Source organism: Marinomonas vaga (assembly GCF_055388305.1).
The window spans coordinates 2,038,527-2,056,338 of sequence record NZ_AP043903.1; the positions used below are offsets into that span (position 1 = coordinate 2,038,527).

Consider the following 17,812-nt stretch of genomic DNA (forward strand, 5'->3'; position numbering starts at 1 on the left):
TCGAAATCTAGGTTAAGTAAAAGATAGTTGCTTCTATGAGCCTCAATATGCCTTGAAAAGAGTGTTGATGCAAAGCTCTAATTGCGTTTCTTTAAAGGGAAAAGTATGATGAAAATAAAAATTTAGCATACTTTAAATGGATGTTCTCCCTAGGCGGCTCATAATGAAATTCACCAGCAGTGTCATCATCGCTTTGATTGCGGTCATCAGTTCTGTTTCTTCTGCACAAAATGTCCAGTCTCCAACCACACCGAAAAGTATTGTCTTAGCCATTGGTGGTGAGCCTGAAACCGGTTTTGATCCACTGCTAGGGTGGGGAAGTTATGGTAATCCGTTGTTTCAATCGACCTTACTGAATCGTGATGCGGATCTCAAAACTCAGCCTAATCTAGCGACACAGTGGACACTCTCAGATGATAGATTAACTTGGACCATCTCATTGCGGGAGGATGTTCGCTTCTCTGATGGCTCTCAGCTGACTGCTGAAGATGTTGCTTTTACTTTCAACCATGCCAAAGCATCGGCAGGGCAATTGGATTTGCAGGTAATGAAAGAAGCAACGGCGCTAGACACAAAAACGGTAAAGATTGAACTCACTAAACCTTGGATAACCTTTGTGGATTTTTTCTTTACCTTGGGCATTGTTCCTAAAGCTTCCTATGGGCCGGAATATGGGCGTCATCCTATTGGTTCAGGACCTTTTCAAATGGTCTCTTGGCAGGAGGGGCAACAGCTAATCGTTGAACGAAATCCTTATTACTTTGGCAAAGCTCCGGCGTTTGAACAGATTACTTTTCTATTCACTGGCGAAGATGCAGGTTTGGCAGCGGCTAATGCTGGGGTAGTACAAATGGTATCAGTGCCTGCCCAGTTAGCGGATGTCGTACCGGAAGGTTTTTATCCGAAAGCCGTTCAAACGGTTGATAACCGTGGGCTTAGTATGCCATTTCCTTCCCCTGAGAGTGTTTCTGGTCGCAAGGTGGGCAATTCTGCCACTTCAGATCTTGCCATTAGAAAGGCCATGAATCTCTGGATCGACCGTGAGTTAGTGGTTTATGTAGCGTTACACGGCCATGGTACCCCAGGATATGGGCCTGCAGATGCTTTGCCTTGGTCTGGAGAGGTGCAGGTGCCCCATGATCCAGAAGCGGCTCAGAAGCTATTGGATGAGGCAGGCTGGCTCATGGGGGCTGACGGTGTGCGAATAAAAGATGGCGTTAAAGCGGCCTTTCCAATTAATTACCCCGCCAGTGATGCAACCCGTCAGGCCTTAGCGGAAACTGTGGCAGAGTTACTACGTCCTCTTGGGATCGAAGCCACTCCAGTAGGAGGGAGCTGGGACGCCATTCAACGGGTGATGCATTCTGAACCTGTGGTTTTTGGATTTGGCAGTCATTCTCCTTATCAGCTTTATGGTATCTATGCATCAGAGCTGGGCGGAGTAGGCTATTCTAACCCCAGCTACTATGAAAACTCCCAGGTAGATAAACTTTTTGCTCAAGCTCAAGCTGCGAAAACAGTTGAGGCCTCTTACGACCATTGGTCTGAGTCAGCCAAGCACTTTGGGTTTAAAGGGGATAACGCTTGGGTTTGGCTAGTGAACCTAGATCATGTTTATTTTATTGATGAATGTCTTGATTTGGGCAAAACCCAAATTGAACCCCATGGCCATGGTTGGCCTGTCACTGCGACCATCGCAGACTGGCGTTGGACTTGCCAGTAAATGTCTATATTGCGTCTTTTTACCCGGCAACTGATATTACTTGTCACTGTGGCTTTGGTGGTTTTTCTATTGATGAAATTGTCGCCGATTGATCCAGTGGATGCTTATCTTGGGGTGGCGGTTTCCAAAGTTGGGCCGGAGCAAAAAGCGCAAATTGAGGCCGCTTGGGGACTCGATCGTCCCGTGGCCGAACAATTTTTAGTCTGGGCAGGGCAGCTTGTCTCAGGGGATCTGGGATTTAGTACCACTTATAATATGTCTGTGGCGGAAGTCATGGGGGATCGCATTGGCGCGTCTTTAGCGTTGACTGGTCTGGCATGGCTGCTATCAGGCATTGTTGGCTTTATATTGGGCGTATTAGCGGCTTCTTTTGCCGGGACTTGGATCGATCGAATGATACGCCTGTGGTGTTATGTTTTGGCTGGTACACCGACTTTTTGGCTGGCGATTCTGGCGATTGTCGGGGTGTCCGTATGGCTTGGTTGGGCGCCTATTTGTTGTTCTGGCCCGATTGGTGTGCCTCCCGATCAGGTGACTTTTGGGGAGCGACTGGCGCACCTTGCCTTGCCTCTGATTGTTTTAACTACCCTTGGGGTGTCCTCTATTGCCCTGCATACTCGAGTTAAGATGATTGAAGTGCTGCAGTCAGATTATGTGCTGTTAGCGCGAGCACAGGGCGCGTCTTTATTTGATATCGTTTTACGCCACGGGTTACGAAATGCGGCACTACCTGCTTTGGCGGCGATGATGGCAGCAAGTGGTGAGATATTTGGCGGCTCTATCTTGGCTGAGCAGGTGTTTGCTTGGCCTGGGTTAGGTCGAGCCACGGTTGAGGCAGGTTTAAAGGGAGATGTACCTTTGCTGTTAGCCATCGCCTTGTTAACCACTCTTATAGTTTCGACAGCTAATTTTTGTGCCGACCGTTTACAAGGTGTCATCGATCCTCGTGCGAGGTCCCTATGAATGGTCGTCTAAGTGCTCTGTATCGCGGCGGAATGGCATTATCCTTGATACTGATTGTGTTGCTTGCGGCGGCTCTTATTGGAGAGACTGGGATTCGAGCGGATTTTTTGAGTCGTTTACAGTCACCTAGTTGGGCTCACCCTTTTGGTACCGATCAAATGGGGCGTGATCTGTTGGCCCGTTCACTACATGGTTTGGCTTTGAGTCTTTGGGTTGGGCTGCTCGCGGCAAGTCTGTCAGTATTCATTTCAACCTTGGTGGCTTTAGGGGCGGCTTTTGGTGATCGTGCGGATCGCGTGGTAACGTTTCTGATTGATGGGATGTTGTCTATGCCGCACCTGATGCTGCTTATTCTATTGTCTTTCGCTTTAGGTGGCGGCACCTCAGCGGTGATCTTGGCTGTGGCCATTAGTCACTGGCCCCGTCTTGCCCGTATTTTACGAATCGAATTGCGAGAAGTTCAAGCCACAGCCTATGTTCAAACCTCCCGTGCCTTGGGGAAGTCGCCGTGGTTTATTGCAAGGCATCACATCTTGCCGCATTTGCTGCCTCATATTTTAGTTGGGGCATTGTTGATGTTTCCCCATGCTATTTTGCATGAAGCAGGTCTAACATTTTTAGGCTTCGGGTTGGAACCTTCCCGTCCTGCTATTGGTGTCATGTTGTCGGAATCCATGAGGCACATCAGTGCTGGTCGCTGGTGGTTGGCTTTGTTTCCTGGTGTGATGCTGGTGCTATTAGTGCTGGCTTTTGAAGCTCTTGGTAGCGCCAGCCGACGTTTATTTACCCCAAGGGAGGCCCAATGCTAACCCTGTCCAATTTATCCCTGAGTTTTCATCGTTATGGGGGACTTATCCGCCGTGAGCAAGTTGAACGTCTCTCTGCTCTAAGCTTCACTGTTGCTCCAGGGGAGCTTGTGGCTGTGGTAGGTACTTCTGGTGCTGGGAAAAGTTTGTTGGCTCATGCCATTCTGGGTTTGCTTCCGCCTAATGCCAATTTGAAAGGGGAAATGATGTTTAAGGGAGCATCCCTTATGAATGACTACCCAAAAGGGCTGAGAGGTAAGCAGATTGCTTTGATGCCCCAAGACATAGGTCACCTTGATCCTCTGGCGAAAGTAGGTGCTCAGATTCGTTGGTCAGGGCGTCGCGCAGGCAATGATAAAGTCGACCCTGTCGCTCAGTTGCTCGATGTTGGGCTATCCCCAGAGGTTGCTGATCGCTTTCCAAGTGAGCTTTCTGGAGGCATGGCGCGACGTGTTCTAATGGCCCTATCACTGGTAGGTTCACCTAACCTATTGGTTGCTGATGAACCTACGGTGGGGCTTGATCCTGACAATCGTGACCGAATTTTAAAACGGCTCCGTGATCAGGCCTCTGGAGAGCGGTCAGTGCTGCTTATCACCCATGATCTCAGCGCAGTATTACCATTGGTTGATCGGGTTGTGATTTTGGATCAGGGACGTTTGTTAGGCATAGAGCGAGCGGATGATTTCAGTGGATCGGGTATAGATTTGCAGTCTGAACATGCTCGAGCCTTGTGGCAGGCGCTGCCACAAAATGAGTTTTATTCTTATGCTTGAAGCGGTGAATTTATCGGCGGGTTTTGATCATCCATTGTTTGAAAATGTGTCCTTGCGCTTACAGTCTGGTGAGTTTGTTGGGGTGTATGGGCCATCGGGCGCAGGGAAGACCACCTTTGGACGAACCCTTGCAGGGTTACATAAACCCGCCACAGGTGTCGTAAATGTGGACGGTAGAACTGTTCCGAGTAAAGGGTTTCATCCAGTTCAATATCTTCATCAAAACCCTCAATTGGCAATGAATCCCCGTTGGCGTGTGGAACAAATTGTATCGGAGGCCATGGTGCCATCCAGGGAGCTAGCCGACTGCATTGGTGTGGCGTCGGACTGGCTAAAACGATATCCCCATGAGCTTTCTGGAGGGCAATTACAGAGGGTTTCTGTTTTGCGTGCTTTGTCAGGCAAACCTAGATTTCTGATAGCAGATGAAATCTCCGCTTCTCTGGATCCCATTTCGCAGGCGCAGCTTTGGCAAACATTAAAACGTATTGCAGAGCAAGAGAGTATCGGTGTGCTTGTCATTAGTCATGACAAAGCTTTGCTCACTAGAGTTTGCTCGTCCATTATCCAGATCGGCTAAAAGTGACCGATAAGTAAGCTTGATTAAAGGTCTGGGGATAGAATGCCCCGTAGGTTTTTAAAGCAGGTTTTCGAGGCGGTGCTGATTAAGTCGTCCATGTAAGCATTGTCTCTTTGATCCTTGCGGATCGCCAAATACAGCTTACACCATACCCCTTCTTCCCCTAGGGACTTGGTAATCACATATTGGCGGTTGGTGTATTCCGTCAGAGCCCAATTTGGCAAGCAGCAGACCCCACGACCACTCGCAACCAATTGCATCATCATGAGCGTCAGCTCGCTATGGCGAATCTTGGCTGGAGAAACGCCGACAGGCGTTAAAAAGTGTTTAAAAATATCTAGACGCTCCGACTCCACAGGGTAGGTAATAAGCGTTTCGTTTTTGAAGTCGTCCGGTACTAAAAACTCTTTCTTTGCCAAGGGATGGTGTCTCGATAAGGCGACTTGAGATTCATATTGAAACAATGGAATGTATTCAATATTAGGTAAGTCTTGAGGGTCAGAGGTGACCACTAGGTCTAAGTCGCCACGCGCTAGAGCAGGTAAAGGCATAAAGCTGAATGCGGTAGAGAGATCTAGCTCTACGTCTGGCCAGTGTTCACGGAAATGATCAATGGTGGGCATTAGCCATTCATAACAGCTGTGGCACTCGATGGCGATGTGTAAGCGTCCACTTTCACCTTCTGCAAAGCGTTGGATGTCGCGCTGGGCAGAGCGAAAAGACAGTAAAACGTCGTCCGCTAATTGTAACAGTCGCAATCCAGCACTGGTAAAGCGTACTGGTTTAGTTTTGCGAATAAAGAGAGGACATCCAAGTTTTTCTTCTAGGTCTTTAAGTTGGTGAGATAGGGCTGATTGAGTTAGGTGTACTCGCTCTGCAGCTTCCACGAGACTGCCAGTCTCGCGCAGGGCGGTGAGTGTTTTTAAGTGCCTAACTTCAATGATGCTCATGGGAATCTCTGTTTTGTGAACGATTTTCATTTCTATGGGTGCAAAAAAGGCCCGTGTAGTTGCTTCCTACAACGAGCCTTACGAGATTGTCTTAGTTACAGATCAAAAATTCAAGTAATGCTTTTTGAGCGTGTAGACGATTCTCTGCTTCATCCCATACCACAGAGTCTGGGTGGTCAATGACTTCACTGGTGACTTCCTCGCCTCGGTGGGCAGGCAAGCAGTGCATAAATAAAGCATCTGGCTTCGCTAGGTCCATGATGGCTTGGTTGACTTGGAAGCCTGCAAAATCTTTGAGGCGTAGGTCCTGTTCATCTTCCTGTCCCATGGAAGCGAACACGTCGGTGACCACTAGGTCAGCATCTTTTGCTGCCTCTTGGGCGCTGTTTACCACGGTAACGTAGTCTGCATTCTCTGCGAGGATTTCAGGTGTGGGCTCGTAACCTTTCGGGCAAGCGACCACAAGTTTGAAGTTTAATAGTGCCGCCGCATTAATATAGGACTGACACATGTTGTTGCCATCACCAACCCAAACGACTTTTTTGCCCTCAATAGAGCCGCGATGTTCTAAGTAAGTTTGCATGTCAGCTAGCAGCTGGCATGGGTGGAAGTCGTCGGTCAGCGCATTGATAACAGGGACTGAGGAGTTTGCCGCAAAGGTTTCAACCATTCCGTGGTCAAAAGTACGGATCATGACCGCATCGACCATGCTGGAAATGACACGTGCGCTGTCCTCAACGGGTTCCCCTCGGCCTAGTTGAGTGTCTCGTGGGGAAAGGAATAACGCGTGTCCGCCAAATTGAGCCATACCAGCTTCAAAGGAAACACGTGTTCGGGTAGATGATTTTTCGAAAATCATCGCAAGAACTTTGTTTTTTAAAGGTTGGTATTCAGTACCTTCACGATGCATGCGTTTCAGCTCAATTGCACGTGAAAGCAGTTGCTTTAGCTCGTCAGACGAAAGGTCTTTCAGAGTCAAAAAATGTCTCGGCGACACGGTATGCTCCTGTCAAAAGTTAACCAATGATTAGGGAATCGGCCAATTTAATACACTGCCGCCATTGAGTAAAGGGGGATTTGTCAAAGGATTTGCAATATATGGGGTTGTAAAAAATACGTTAACCCCCATACTTTCTCGCATACATACACACAATTTCATGGCTTAAATTTAGCTGTGACAGGATGAGAGGTTTACGATCGTGAGTAACACAATTGAAACGATTAAAGAGCAAATTACAGGCAACCCGATTTTACTTTACATGAAGGGCAACCCACGTATGCCTCAGTGTGGTTTTTCTGCTCAAGCGGTGCAGGCATTGATGTCATGTGGCGAGCGTTTTGCTTTTGTTAACATTTTGGAAAATCCTGATATCCGTGCGGAACTACCAAAATACGCTAATTGGCCAACTTTCCCACAATTGTGGGTCAACGGCGAGTTAGTGGGCGGTTGTGACATCATTGTAGAAATGGCTGCAAACGGTGAGTTACAAAGTTTGATCAAGGACGCGGCGCCTTCCGAGGAATAAGCTGGTCTGAGGACGAGAGTATGGAGCCAAAGTTTTTTGGCTTTGTTTTATTACAGGTATAGTTAAGAGGAACTTAGATTATGTCTATTTTAGTTGGTAAAAAAGCACCTGATTTTACTGCTCCAGCAGTATTGGCTGACGGTCAAATCGTTGATTCTTTCAACCTTGCAGAAACCATCAAGGGCAAGTACGCAATCGTGTTCTTTTACCCATTGGACTTCACGTTTGTATGTCCTTCTGAAATCATCGCTATGTCTCACCGTATGGAAAAATTCCGTGAGATGGGTGTAGAAGTGATTGGCGTTTCCATCGATTCACACTTTACTCATAATGCTTGGCGTAACACGCCTGTTGAAGAAGGCGGTATCGGTGCGGTGGAGTACACTCTAGCAGGTGATATGGACCACGCGATTGCGCAAGCATACGGTATTGAATCTGAAGGCGGCGATTCTTACTACCCAGCAGGCGTTGCTATGCGTGCATCTTTCGTAATTGACCAAAAAGGTTTCGTACGTTCTCAGATCGTAAACGATGAGCCGATTGGCCGTAACATGGATGAGCTAGTTCGTATCGTTGATGCGCTTCAATTCTTCGAAGAGCACGGTCAAGTTTGTCCAGCTGGCTGGAACAAAGGTGATAAAGGTATGGTGAACACACCTGACGGTGTTGCATCTTACCTAGGCGAAAACGGCGGCAAGCTGTAATTCGTTAGATTTAAGAAAAACGCGCCAATTGGCGCGTTTTTTTATGCTTCATAAAGTTCCAGTGGAAGTCCATCTGGATCGGCAAAAAAGGTGAAGCGTTTGCCGGTGAGCTCGTCCATCCGAATAGCTTCTACTTCAATGCCGCGACTGATTAGAGAGTTCACAGACTCCTCAAGGTTAGCGACTGAAAACGCTAAATGCCTCAGCCCCTGAGCTTCAGGGTAAGAGGGGCGAATGGGGGCAGACGGAAATGAAAACAATTCTATTTGAGTCGAAGAGTCTACTTTTAAATCCAACTTGTAGGAGTTTCGCTCCGAACGATAGGTTTCACACAGAATGGTCAGCCCTAAGATATCTGTGTAAAAAGCTTTCGAGCGTTCATAATCTGAGCAAATGATGGCCACATGGTGGATGCCTTGAATATTTAGAGTCATGATGATTCCTTAAAGGCGTGCACCTTGAGATTTCAGTTCGTTGGCTAGTTCAATGACTTGCTTACGGAACCAAATATGGCTGGCATCATGGTGTAACAATGGGCTCCAAATCATCTTTAGTTCAATCGGTGGAATAGTGAACGGAGGCTCTAATATTACGAAATCGGGATTGTTACGATTAATCAGTGCTACTTTGCGTGGCAGTGTCGCGATGAGATCTTGCTCTAAGGCTAGGTGCATAGCCGTGTGATAACTACGGGTAAACACACGAATACTGCGTTTTCGACCTTGTTGTTGAAGTGCCTCGTCTACCCAACCTAGTTTTTGGACGTCCGTTGGGTCCATGCCTACGCCCACACCAAATCCAGTTTTACTGACCCAAATGTGTTGTGCTTCAAGATAGGTTTCTAAGGTAAAGTTTTGGGCTATGGGGTTGTCGGCAGACATCATGCAGACAAATGTGTCATGCCAGACGCTTTTTTCATGGAACGATTGGGGAAGCTCCTCGAAGCGGTTGATGGCCATATCAATTTTACCAGCCTCAACATCGTGGAAGGTAACATCGCTTGGGGTCATGATATCAATGGTGATGCCGGGAGCATTTTCTCGTAGCCGATTCAGCAGGCGCGGGATTACTGTAGATGCTGCATAGTCACTGGCCATGATACGAAAAACTCTGGTGGAGGTTTTTTCGTTGAAGTCGGCTTCAGGCTGAAGGGCTTCTTCCAGTTCTAGGAGGACTTTGCGCACAATCGGTTGAAGTCTTAGGGCTTTTTCTGTTGGTTTCATACCTTCACTGGTACGCACCAGTAAGGGATCCCCAAGCAAATCCCGAAGTCGCTTCAAGCCATTACTCATGGCCGGTTGAGTGATGTTTAATTTATTGGCGGAACGGGTCACGTTACATTCACGTAACAGGACATCTAAATAAATTAAAAGGTTAAGATCGATTTTATTTATATTCATCGGCTTTATGTTGGCTTGATTTTGAATAATGCTGATGGATTAAGTGTATGCGCCTAGCGACAAAGTACAACCGCTTATATGACTAATATGCAGGTTTTTTTAGCGCTCTAATTGAGTAATTCAACTAGTTTGGCATAATGGCGCAGAATTTTTTGGAGGATCTTCTAACGTGAAAGGCTCTTGTTTATGTAAAGCTGTGGAGTTTGAAATAGCATCCCCCTTTATCAGCGCAAGTGTTTGTCATTGTGAGCAATGCCGAAAAAGTCATGGAGGAAGAGGGGCTGCCTATGGCACCTGCATGAAAGAGGATGTGGTATGGCTAACAGGCAAAAAACGCATTCGTCGCTATGCATCCTCGGAGCGGGTACGTCGAGGTTTTTGTAAGGATTGTGGTTGCGCGATTTATTACTACAACAAAGATTTCCCTAACCATATTGATATTGCTCTCGGGGTTATGGACAGCGATCCAAATATCGAGCCAGAAAAGCATATTTATGTGGCGGAAAAATCCTGTTGGTATCATTTAAATGATGACTTACCCCAGTTTGAAAAAGACGGCTAACCACCTTTTAGGTGGATAGCGCCAACTCTCTTTTGTATTGAGGGGGTGTGTTTTGCATTTGTTTAAGGTTATCAAGAGTGGTCTGAGCAATGTGTTCTAAGGCTGTATCTGTAAAGTAGCCTTGGTGCCCAGTCACAATGACATTTGGAAAGGTTAAAAGTAGTTGGAACACACTGTCGTGGATAATGTGATCGGACATATCTTCAAAGAAAATAGCCCCTTCCTGTTCGTATACATCCAATCCTAAATAGCCAATTTTACCTTGATAGAGACCGTCGATGGCCTGTTGAGCGTTCACCAATGCGCCGCGACTGGTGTTGATGATCATGACGCCTTCTTTCATTTGAGCGATAGACTGGTCGTTAATTAAATGGTGAGTGGATGCATTGAGAGGGCAGTGTAAGCTAATAATGTCACTCTCTTTATATAGGGTGGCAAGGTCTACATATTCAGCGCCCAGTGTTTGAAGGTCGGGGTTTTCAGAAATGTCATAGCATAAAATGTTGCAGCCGAAGCCATTCATTATTCTACAAAATGCTGCGCCAATGCGCCCCGTGCCGATGCAACCGACAGTTTTGCCTTCTAAGTTAAACCCCATTAGCCCTTCGAGGGCGAAGTTTCCCTCTTTAACCCTGTGGTAAGCGCGATGGGTTTTGCGGTTGAGGGCCATAATTAAAGCAACGGCATGTTCGGCTACAGAGGTCGGACTATAGTCGGGCACATGAAATACGGGAATGTTATGGGCTTTGGCGCAGTATAAATCCACATTATTATACCCTGCACAACGCATCGCTATGGCACGAATATTATAAGCAGCTAGCTGATTGATGACCTCTCGACAAAGGTCATCATTTACAAAGCAAGAGACACCGTCAAAGCCTTCTGCTAGAGAGACTGTTTCCATGCTGAGCCTACTTTCGAAGTATACCAACTCCAGGTCAGAAGACGTTTCCACAGCTTTATTTAAGGTGCGCTTGTCATAGGGCTTGCATGAAAAAACTGCGATTTTCATAGGGCTCTCCTTTAATCTATATGGTCATGCTGTGGTTTGAATAGTGATTAGAATAGCTTAATCAAACCAAGGTATTGATCCAGAGCAAGAAGGTGGGATAAGCCTCTGAAAAAGCTTATTAATAAAGTTACAAAAAAGTGTGAGTTTAAGTTGACCCCATACTGAGAACAGCCTTACAATCAAATTGTTTAATTAATTGGCGCTATTTATGTACAGTGTCGCTTGCGGCCAGAATACGGTTTGTCCTGTTTTGTCATAAGTAATACCGAGTTTTTTAAGCACTGCCCGATTGTAGCAATACAATCACAAATAACTTATTTCAAACAGGAATATCATTATGTCAGACGTAGTAACTGGTACAGTTAAATTTTTCAACGAAACTAAAGGTTTTGGCTTCATCACTCAAGAGCAAGGCCCAGACGTATTCGTTCACTTCTCTGCAATCGACGTTGCTGGCTTCAAAACTCTTGCTGAAGGCCAAAAAGTTGAATTCCAAGTAGCTCAAGGCAAAAAAGGCCCTGAAGCTCAAAACGTTAAACCTCTATAATTTAGAGTTTACGTTTAAAAAGAAGGCAGCCTAGGCTGCCTTTTTTATTGCCTATAATCTTCCTAGTCACTGATTAAGGCTGCGATGCAGCCGCACAGAGTCATCACAAATAGAAACCACTTCAGATGTTTTGGGTTTGCGTTGATAGCAAACCTTACTGCCACCATAGATCCCGCCATAGTACCGCAGGCTAAGATGAGTCCAGGTATCCAGAGTACTTGTCCATTCCAAATGAAGACAATGAGCGCGATACTGGTAAATCCTACCGCACACACCATTTTCAAAGCATTGGTTCTAACTAGGTCGTATCTCAGGGTTCCAGCAAGGGCTGCAATCAAGAGAAAACCGACCCCTGCTTGTACAAAGCCTCCGTATATTCCAGCGATAAAAAGTGCAATCCAAGCCCTGGGGCGTTCTTTGACCTTATAGGGGACGGTTCCAGGTGGTGGTGAGATGACGCTGGGCTTAATTAGCATTAGTAGTGTCATAGAGAGCATTGCGGTTAGAAGTAGAGGCTTCAAAATGTATTCCGGAGCATAGGACGCTAGTGCCCCGCCAATAATGCCACCCGTAACGGTAGGGATCATCACAGGAATAAAATCTGATGTGTCCACGCGGCCGGCTTTATGAAATCCCCTGACCCCAACCAGCCCTTGTAATAGAACGCCCACACGATTGGTGGCATTGGCAACATCCGCTGGTAGTCCCATTACCATGAGCGCGGGGAGGGTTAGATTAGAGCCGCCTCCGGCGAGGGTATTGATGATGCCTGCAAGGAATCCTGTTCCCACTAATAGCAGTATGGAAAGTGTGCTGTAGTCCAAAATGCTCTCCTTATTTTTTGCAAGCAAGGCTAACAGAGTTTGCATTTTTTTGCTGGTCGTAAATTTAAAGGTACGTGACAGTGTCATTTTTTTCGGGGTTTGAGTGCCGATATTGCATTTTTTTGTTCTTTATTGCGCAAAGATATTATTTAAGGGTATTGGGTGGCCGTTTTTGAGTGATATCTGTGCATAAAATGGGGTTAAAATTCTACTTTCATGCATAAAACAGATGTTAAATTTTTAATGATTCTCTGGGGTTTTATTGTAAGTGTCTGATTTTTAAAAGATATTAATTTTATGGAGGCTGTTTCGGATATGTCTTCTTTAATGAAATTGGATTAATAGTGCATTTATATAGGATGCAAAATGCAAGTTAATGCCACTCTATTGATTAAATATGAATGAATATTACAGTGTCTGTAAGTTGCTTGCATGTATCGAGCGATTTCTATAAGAAATGAACTAACTGAAAGGAAACCAATTTATGAAAAAGACTCTTGTAGCTCTAGCAGTTTCAAGTGTGGCGGCTTCTTCCATGACGGCTTTTGCTGCGGACGATACGACGAAGTTTGACACGTACGGTAATATCCAGCTTGTTTACGCAAACTCTGATGATGATGGTTCTGAGCTTACTGATAATGGTTCTACATTTGGTTTCCAAGGTAGCACTGCCATTTCTCAAGACTTAACAGGTTTCTTCAAGTACGAGCTTGAAGCGGACGCTGATGATAAAGATGGCGACGTTGATCTAGGTCTTGACCAAGCCTTCGTTGGTTTGAAAGGCGGCTTTGGTAAGGTGCAGGTTGGTTCGTTTGACAGTGTGTACAACAATGCAATCCAAGATGGTCTAGACCAGTTTGAGTACATTGGTATCTCTGGTAACAGCCTAACCGACGAAGGCGATACCATTGCATACTTCTCTCCTTCTTTTAACGGTTTTGAAGTTCATGCATCTGCTCAAGTAAAAGGCAGTGCAGACGACAGTGTTGACGATACAGATGCAACAAGCTCTGACAATGGTACCGCGGCGACTCTTGTACTTAAGTACTCTGTTGACGCCCTAACCTTGGCAGCTGGTTACGATGATCGCAATACGACTCGTGGCAACGTAGAGCCTACTTACGGTCTGTCAGCTTCTTTGCAAGTATCTCCAGCGCTATCTATCGGTGCTAAGTTCGAAGATACCAAAGACGAAGCAACTCGTTTTGGTCTAAGCACTCGTTATGCATACGGCATGGGTGATCTATACGCTTCTTACCAAATGGTGGAATCTGATGTAGCTGGTGAAGACGACTACGATGACTACGGTATCGGCGCGACTTACAACCTAGCATCTAACATGTATGTGTATGCAGAATACGCGCAGCAAGATGCTGATGAAGACCAAGTTGTTGCGACTGGTGCAACTTACTTGTTCTAAGAATTTAGTGATTGCTTGAGTGCATTTACTCTAAGGCTCCTATCCGGAGCCTTACGTTAAATGAGGTCATTCAAGGTTCCATGCGGCATTTCTGTTCGGAGATAGACTAATTGGGACATTTATAGGCACTGGGGTTTTCCCCAGTGCCTTTTTTTATGTCAAGAAATAGTCATTGATTATAGGAAAGGTCAGCATATAGACTTTGGAGATCATAAATTAACCAAAGTAGTTGACCATGTTGAATATGGATTTCTCAGATTCAGTGATGATTGACCTGCAATTAGAGTCTTGGCAACCCAGCCCTATGGTAGGTGTTGAGCGAAAGCCTTTGGCTCGTGAAGGGGCTGAACGTGGCCATGCGACCAGTATTGTTCGGTATGCTCCCGGCTCGGTGTTTCGTCCTCATCCGCACCCATTAGGTGAAGAAATATTGGTCCTTGATGGGGTGTTTTCTGATGAAAATGGTCATTATCCTGCCGGCACCTATTTTCGAAATCCTCCTGGGTCCAGCCATGCTCCGTTCAGTGAAAATGGGTGTGTGTTGTTTGTAAAACTCCATCAGTTTTTGCCGACTGACCAAGAGCATGTTTTGGTGGAATCCAGCTCAGCTCCTTTAGTTCTTGACGAGCCTATTTGGTTGCATCGGTTTGAAAATGAGCAAGTGTGTCTCATACACATTAATGGTCAATCTCTTGATAAAATGGCTGCTAGGGTAAAAGGCGCCGCTGAAATCTTGATTCTTGAAGGGAATGTTGAGTATTTAGGTAAGCCTCTGCCTGCTTTAAGTTGGTTACGGACCCCTGTGGTAGACTGGGAGCAATTCAAAGTGGAATCAAGTGTGACCTTGTGGCTAAAAACAGGTCATTTCTAAGCGAGTTTTTTGGAGGTTGTATGTCGTTGGATTATGTTGTTTCCCCAGAGCCTGAAGTGGTGTTGCCTGTTGTTGGTACTGATCAGTATTTTCCGGTGCGAAGAATCTACTGTGTCGGTCGAAATTATGCCGCGCATGCTCGAGAAATGGGGGATGATCCGACTCGTGATCTGCCATTCTTCTTTTGTAAGGATCGTACCTGTGTCTTACCGGTCGCCTTTGATAAAGCGTCGGAATTGCCTTACCCAACTTCTACTGAGCAGTTTGAATATGAAGTCGAATTAGTGGTCGCCCTGAAATCTGGCGGCTCTAATTTAACCTTAGAGCAGGCCAAAGCTGCTGTATTTGGTTACAGTGTTGGTTTGGATATGACTCGTCGTGATCTTCAGGGGGCGGCTAAGAAAAAAGGTCGTCCATGGGAGTCTGGTAAGGCGTTTAGTAACAGTGCGCCCTTGTCGCCAATTGTCCCTAGATATGATGCTCCTTTGATGGCTGAGGCAGAGGTACTGCTTAAGGTAAATGGTGAGACCATGCAGCAGAGTAACCTCACCCATCTGACATGGGATATTGCCGAGGTGATTGTGAAGCTTTCAGAGCAGTTCGAGTTGCGCCCAGGGGATTTGATTATGACAGGAACCCCTGAGAATGTAGGCCCAGTTCGACGAGGTGACAAGATGGATGCAGTTGTTGAGGGGGTTGGCTCAATTTCACTGACTGTGGTTTAGGAGCTTCTCATTAAAACTTAGAAACGCTTGGTAAATCCTCTCTCCTGCGTCTTGTTCTCCAAAGACTTTTAATAGATGCGCAGCGGTTTCCGCTGTGCATAAGCCACCCTCAACTTGGTTTTTGCGCCGCTTAAAGATCGAGTTCTCTCCGTTAATTTCATATTTTTGGAATGTATGTAAATAGGGGCTTCGGTTGTACATTTTACGAGCCTGCTGCCAGGTGCCATCTAAAATAATGAGGTTCTCTATCTGCCCTTGTGGGCAAGTGAGGTCTTGTTCAACCGTCTGTTCTTGATCTGATTTGGGGTAGATGAGGTAGGTGTTGTGAAGGGGTAAATTTACGAGCTCGATCGCTGGTTGTGTTCGCTCCCAGATCAGGCGCGTGCAATGTTTAGCGTAGGTCTCTAAGACGACTGCCCCAGTGCCATTTGCCTTCTTTAATTCTTCGGAATGTGTCAGTAACCAGATATGCATGGGAATGGATTAAATAATGGGGTGAGGTGCTGATCATAACAAAGAGAGGGAGGCAAAGCCCTCTCTTTGTCTTAGTGAAAAGCTACTCTTTACCCATTGAGCCAATCTTATGGATTGATAAATCAGCGCCGTTAAATTCGTCTTCTTCGCTTAAGCGAAGTCCAGAGACGGCCTTCACGATGCCGTATACGATTGCGCCGCCAACTAGGGCAATGGCAATTCCCATCAAGGTGCCGATAATTTGTGTGGTCAGGCTAACGCCACCTAAGCCTCCAAGGGCGGTGGAGCCAAAAATACCGGCGGCAATTCCACCCCAAGCACCACAGACACCGTGTAGGGGCCATACGCCTAATACATCATCAATGTTGTGTAGTTTCTGTTGCATCCATGTGAATAGTAGGGTGAATAAAGCACCAGCTACAGCTCCTGTTGCAAGGGCGCCAATAGGATGCATCAGGTCTGAGCCAGCACAGATGGCCACAAGTCCAGCGAGTGGGCCGTTATGAATAAAGCCTGGGTCATTTTTACCAATGATCATGGCTGTGATAACGCCGCCTACCATGGCCATTAGAGAGTTAACGGCTACTAAGCCGCTGATGCTATCCAAGGTCTGTGCCGACATGACGTTGAATCCAAACCAGCCAATGCAGAGAATCCAAGCACCTAGGGCAAGAAAGGGAATATTGGATGGGGCGAATGCAACCAGTTTGCCATTTCGGAAACGACCATTGCGGGTGCCCAGAAGTGCTATCGCGGCTAAAGCAACCCAACCCCCTAGGCCATGAACAACGACTGAGCCTGCGAAGTCATGGAAAGGTGCGCCAAACGATGCTTCAAGCCAGTCTTGGATGCCATAGTTGCCATTCCAGATGATTCCTTCAAAAAATGGGTAAACTACCCCCACGATTAGGGCGGCTGAAATAAGCATTGGGTAGAACTTTGCTCGCTCCGCAACACCGCCGGAAATGATAGCGGGGATCGCTGCAGCGAAGGTCATTAAAAAGAAGAACTTCACTAAGGCATAGCCACTGTTTTGTGACAGTGTTTCGGCGCTTTCAAAAAAGTTTACACCATAGGCGATTTGATAGCCGACGAAAAAGTACACCAAGGCAGAGATGGCGAAGTCGGTCATGATTTTAACCAGAGCATTGACCTGGTTTTTGTTGCGAACGGTGCCGACTTCTAAAAATGCGAAGCCTGCATGCATGGCAAAAACCATGATGGCGCCGAGTAAAATAAAAAGAGTGTTTGAGCTGGCGATAAGTGTTTCAACCGCGCTGTTAATTTGATCCACGAGGGCTCCTAGTTGGTTTTGCACCAATTTGGTATGGGTTGTTGTTTTTGTGCCTCAAATAGAGGCCTTGGTCCCGGTATTTTTGTGTATTCCCTTTTTTCGGTGCATTTTCAAGCAAAAACCTTGCCAAAATGGTGCGATTGATGTTCTGGTGTTTTTAATTGGTGCGGTAATGGATGATGACTGTAAAAGTGTTGTCATCTTATGAGGTTAAACTATTGAGCTATGTTGGCTAATAGATTCAAAAGTGCTATATGGTGCATATTTTGTGTAAGTAGGATCTTTCTATTTTTTTTTAGTCGTCATATTATCGGTTAGGTTACTGTTCAAAATTAAATCAGAGATTGGTTTTGTGTGGTGGCAAGGAACAATGCTTCGGGATCACGAAGTAGGAAGCTTAAACACTGCTTTATAACGCAGTATAAAAAAAAGAGGTTTATATGTCAGATCAATTGGTATCCGGTATCGTTAAGTGGTTTAACGACGAGAAGGGATTTGGATTCATTGAGCGTGATGGTGGTTCGGATGTGTTTGTTCATTTCCGCGCTATTAATGGTACGGGCCGTCGTACCCTGCTTGAAGGACAAAAAGTTACTTTTGAAGTAACTCAAGGGCAAAAAGGCCCTCAAGCTGAGAATGTCACGATTGTTTGATC

General features: G+C 46.1%; 21 protein-coding genes. 13 read left to right on the forward strand and 8 right to left on the reverse strand.

Annotated features, from left to right (window positions below; all coding sequences use genetic code 11):
* The first annotated feature begins 163 nt into the window (after positions 1–163).
* From ACZ5DR_RS09540 to ACZ5DR_RS09560, 5 genes are read left to right on the forward strand one after another with little or no spacing between them, the layout of a single operon-like run.
* A complete protein-coding gene (locus ACZ5DR_RS09540; protein ID WP_377368201.1) occupies positions 164–1,723 on the forward strand; it encodes an ABC transporter substrate-binding protein in 1,560 nt (519 codons plus the stop codon).
* Positions 1,724–2,686, forward strand: coding sequence for an ABC transporter permease (locus ACZ5DR_RS09545; RefSeq protein WP_377368199.1), 963 nt, complete (start codon positions 1,724–1,726; stop codon positions 2,684–2,686).
* Positions 2,683–3,495 (forward strand): ABC transporter permease, encoded by an 813-nt coding sequence (locus tag ACZ5DR_RS09550; protein WP_377368197.1) that lies wholly within the window; start codon positions 2,683–2,685, stop codon positions 3,493–3,495. The genes ACZ5DR_RS09545 and ACZ5DR_RS09550 overlap by 4 nt, the downstream gene beginning before the upstream one ends.
* Positions 3,489–4,268: an ATP-binding cassette domain-containing protein gene (locus ACZ5DR_RS09555; RefSeq protein ID WP_377368195.1), complete on the forward strand. Its 780-nt coding sequence runs from the start codon at positions 3,489–3,491 to the stop codon at positions 4,266–4,268. Before ACZ5DR_RS09550 ends, ACZ5DR_RS09555 begins: the two co-directional genes overlap by 7 nt.
* Positions 4,246–4,848, forward strand: coding sequence for an ABC transporter ATP-binding protein (locus ACZ5DR_RS09560; protein WP_377368192.1), 603 nt, complete (start codon positions 4,246–4,248; stop codon positions 4,846–4,848). The genes ACZ5DR_RS09555 and ACZ5DR_RS09560 overlap by 23 nt, the downstream gene beginning before the upstream one ends.
* 23 nt (positions 4,849–4,871) lie before the next feature.
* Here the strand turns inward: ACZ5DR_RS09560 and ACZ5DR_RS09565 are convergent, their stop codons facing one another.
* Positions 4,872–5,798: a LysR family transcriptional regulator gene (locus ACZ5DR_RS09565; protein ID WP_452600461.1), complete on the reverse strand. Its 927-nt coding sequence runs from the start codon at positions 5,796–5,798 to the stop codon at positions 4,872–4,874.
* A 91-nt stretch (positions 5,799–5,889) separates the two neighbouring features.
* Complete coding sequence (gene argF, locus ACZ5DR_RS09570) at positions 5,890–6,795, reverse strand: ornithine carbamoyltransferase (RefSeq protein WP_377368190.1); 906 nt, start codon at positions 6,793–6,795, stop codon at positions 5,890–5,892.
* Between the two features lie 202 nt (positions 6,796–6,997).
* Between argF and grxD the strand changes: the two genes are divergently transcribed.
* Positions 6,998–7,324, forward strand: a complete 327-nt coding sequence (gene grxD, locus ACZ5DR_RS09575; protein ID WP_377368188.1) for a Grx4 family monothiol glutaredoxin — start codon at positions 6,998–7,000, stop codon at positions 7,322–7,324.
* A gap of 80 nt (positions 7,325–7,404) precedes the next feature.
* A complete protein-coding gene (locus tag ACZ5DR_RS09580) occupies positions 7,405–8,028 on the forward strand; it encodes a peroxiredoxin (RefSeq protein WP_377368186.1) in 624 nt (207 codons plus the stop codon).
* A 41-nt stretch (positions 8,029–8,069) separates the two neighbouring features.
* Here ACZ5DR_RS09580 and gloA2 read toward each other — a convergent pair whose 3' ends face one another.
* Positions 8,070–8,462 carry an SMU1112c/YaeR family gloxylase I-like metalloprotein gene (gene gloA2, locus ACZ5DR_RS09585; RefSeq protein ID WP_377368184.1) on the reverse strand — a complete coding sequence of 131 codons (393 nt, stop codon included), beginning with the start codon at positions 8,460–8,462 and terminating at the stop codon, positions 8,070–8,072.
* Between the two features lie 9 nt (positions 8,463–8,471).
* Positions 8,472–9,428 carry a LysR family transcriptional regulator gene (locus ACZ5DR_RS09590; RefSeq protein ID WP_377368182.1) on the reverse strand — a complete coding sequence of 319 codons (957 nt, stop codon included), beginning with the start codon at positions 9,426–9,428 and terminating at the stop codon, positions 8,472–8,474.
* Positions 9,429–9,624: 196 nt separating this feature from the next.
* Here ACZ5DR_RS09590 and ACZ5DR_RS09595 point away from each other — a divergent pair, with 196 nt between their 5' ends.
* Positions 9,625–9,990: a GFA family protein gene (locus tag ACZ5DR_RS09595; RefSeq protein WP_464543915.1), complete on the forward strand. Its 366-nt coding sequence runs from the start codon at positions 9,625–9,627 to the stop codon at positions 9,988–9,990.
* A 7-nt stretch (positions 9,991–9,997) separates the two neighbouring features.
* Here ACZ5DR_RS09595 and ACZ5DR_RS09600 read toward each other — a convergent pair whose 3' ends face one another.
* Entirely contained in the window at positions 9,998–11,002 is a 1,005-nt protein-coding gene (locus tag ACZ5DR_RS09600; RefSeq protein WP_377368178.1) for a 2-hydroxyacid dehydrogenase, read from the reverse strand.
* Positions 11,003–11,339: 337 nt separating this feature from the next.
* Between ACZ5DR_RS09600 and ACZ5DR_RS09605 the strand changes: the two genes are divergently transcribed.
* A complete protein-coding gene (locus ACZ5DR_RS09605; RefSeq protein WP_377368176.1) occupies positions 11,340–11,549 on the forward strand; it encodes a cold-shock protein in 210 nt (69 codons plus the stop codon).
* Between the two features lie 62 nt (positions 11,550–11,611).
* On the opposite strand, the gene ACZ5DR_RS09610 is transcribed toward ACZ5DR_RS09605, so the two are convergent.
* Positions 11,612–12,373: a sulfite exporter TauE/SafE family protein gene (locus ACZ5DR_RS09610; RefSeq protein ID WP_377368174.1), complete on the reverse strand. Its 762-nt coding sequence runs from the start codon at positions 12,371–12,373 to the stop codon at positions 11,612–11,614.
* Positions 12,374–12,857: 484 nt separating this feature from the next.
* Between ACZ5DR_RS09610 and ACZ5DR_RS09615 the strand changes: the two genes are divergently transcribed.
* The 3 genes from ACZ5DR_RS09615 to ACZ5DR_RS09625 all read left to right on the forward strand — a co-directional run bounded on the left by ACZ5DR_RS09615 (position 12,858) and on the right by ACZ5DR_RS09625 (position 15,389).
* Positions 12,858–13,793: a porin gene (locus ACZ5DR_RS09615; protein ID WP_377368172.1), complete on the forward strand. Its 936-nt coding sequence runs from the start codon at positions 12,858–12,860 to the stop codon at positions 13,791–13,793.
* Between the two features lie 235 nt (positions 13,794–14,028).
* On the forward strand, positions 14,029–14,664 hold the full coding sequence (locus tag ACZ5DR_RS09620; protein WP_377368170.1) for a cupin domain-containing protein: 636 nt from the start codon (positions 14,029–14,031) through the stop codon (positions 14,662–14,664).
* A 20-nt stretch (positions 14,665–14,684) separates the two neighbouring features.
* Positions 14,685–15,389 carry a fumarylacetoacetate hydrolase family protein gene (locus tag ACZ5DR_RS09625; protein WP_377368168.1) on the forward strand — a complete coding sequence of 235 codons (705 nt, stop codon included), beginning with the start codon at positions 14,685–14,687 and terminating at the stop codon, positions 15,387–15,389.
* Here ACZ5DR_RS09625 and ACZ5DR_RS09630 read toward each other — a convergent pair.
* Together ACZ5DR_RS09630 and ACZ5DR_RS09635 are read right to left on the reverse strand one after the other, a co-directional pair.
* Positions 15,372–15,863 (reverse strand): DTW domain-containing protein, encoded by a 492-nt coding sequence (locus tag ACZ5DR_RS09630; protein WP_377368166.1) that lies wholly within the window; start codon positions 15,861–15,863, stop codon positions 15,372–15,374. The two genes, ACZ5DR_RS09625 and ACZ5DR_RS09630, sit on opposite strands and share 18 nt — an antisense overlap.
* Before the next feature lie 82 nt (positions 15,864–15,945).
* Entirely contained in the window at positions 15,946–17,157 is a 1,212-nt protein-coding gene (locus ACZ5DR_RS09635) for an ammonium transporter (protein WP_377368164.1), read from the reverse strand.
* 440 nt (positions 17,158–17,597) lie between these two features.
* Between ACZ5DR_RS09635 and ACZ5DR_RS09640 the strand changes: the two genes are divergently transcribed.
* A complete protein-coding gene (locus tag ACZ5DR_RS09640; RefSeq protein WP_115468511.1) occupies positions 17,598–17,810 on the forward strand; it encodes a cold-shock protein in 213 nt (70 codons plus the stop codon).
* The last annotated feature ends 2 nt before the right edge of the window (positions 17,811–17,812 follow it).

Excerpts from the sequence above, each read along its gene's own strand:
- ACZ5DR_RS09545 (WP_377368199.1), top strand. The coding sequence starts at position 1,724 with ATGTCTATATTGCGTCTTTTTACCCGGCAACTGATATTACTTGTCACT.
- ACZ5DR_RS09625 (WP_377368168.1), top strand. The coding sequence starts at position 14,685 with ATGTCGTTGGATTATGTTGTTTCCCCAGAGCCTGAAGTGGTGTTGCCT.
- ACZ5DR_RS09540 (WP_377368201.1), top strand. The coding sequence starts at position 164 with ATGAAATTCACCAGCAGTGTCATCATCGCTTTGATTGCGGTCATCAGT.
- ACZ5DR_RS09590 (WP_377368182.1), bottom strand. The coding sequence starts at position 9,428 with ATGAATATAAATAAAATCGATCTTAACCTTTTAATTTATTTAGATGTC.
- ACZ5DR_RS09620 (WP_377368170.1), top strand. The coding sequence starts at position 14,029 with ATGTTGAATATGGATTTCTCAGATTCAGTGATGATTGACCTGCAATTA.
- ACZ5DR_RS09630 (WP_377368166.1), bottom strand. The coding sequence starts at position 15,863 with ATGCATATCTGGTTACTGACACATTCCGAAGAATTAAAGAAGGCAAAT.
- ACZ5DR_RS09550 (WP_377368197.1), top strand. The coding sequence starts at position 2,683 with ATGAATGGTCGTCTAAGTGCTCTGTATCGCGGCGGAATGGCATTATCC.
- ACZ5DR_RS09615 (WP_377368172.1), top strand. The coding sequence starts at position 12,858 with ATGAAAAAGACTCTTGTAGCTCTAGCAGTTTCAAGTGTGGCGGCTTCT.
- ACZ5DR_RS09600 (WP_377368178.1), bottom strand. The coding sequence starts at position 11,002 with ATGAAAATCGCAGTTTTTTCATGCAAGCCCTATGACAAGCGCACCTTA.
- ACZ5DR_RS09555 (WP_377368195.1), top strand. The coding sequence starts at position 3,489 with ATGCTAACCCTGTCCAATTTATCCCTGAGTTTTCATCGTTATGGGGGA.
- ACZ5DR_RS09605 (WP_377368176.1), top strand. The coding sequence starts at position 11,340 with ATGTCAGACGTAGTAACTGGTACAGTTAAATTTTTCAACGAAACTAAA.
- ACZ5DR_RS09640 (WP_115468511.1), top strand. The coding sequence starts at position 17,598 with ATGTCAGATCAATTGGTATCCGGTATCGTTAAGTGGTTTAACGACGAG.
- gloA2 (WP_377368184.1), bottom strand. The coding sequence starts at position 8,462 with ATGACTCTAAATATTCAAGGCATCCACCATGTGGCCATCATTTGCTCA.
- ACZ5DR_RS09560 (WP_377368192.1), top strand. The coding sequence starts at position 4,246 with ATGAGTTTTATTCTTATGCTTGAAGCGGTGAATTTATCGGCGGGTTTT.
- ACZ5DR_RS09580 (WP_377368186.1), top strand. The coding sequence starts at position 7,405 with ATGTCTATTTTAGTTGGTAAAAAAGCACCTGATTTTACTGCTCCAGCA.
- ACZ5DR_RS09565 (WP_452600461.1), bottom strand. The coding sequence starts at position 5,798 with ATGAGCATCATTGAAGTTAGGCACTTAAAAACACTCACCGCCCTGCGC.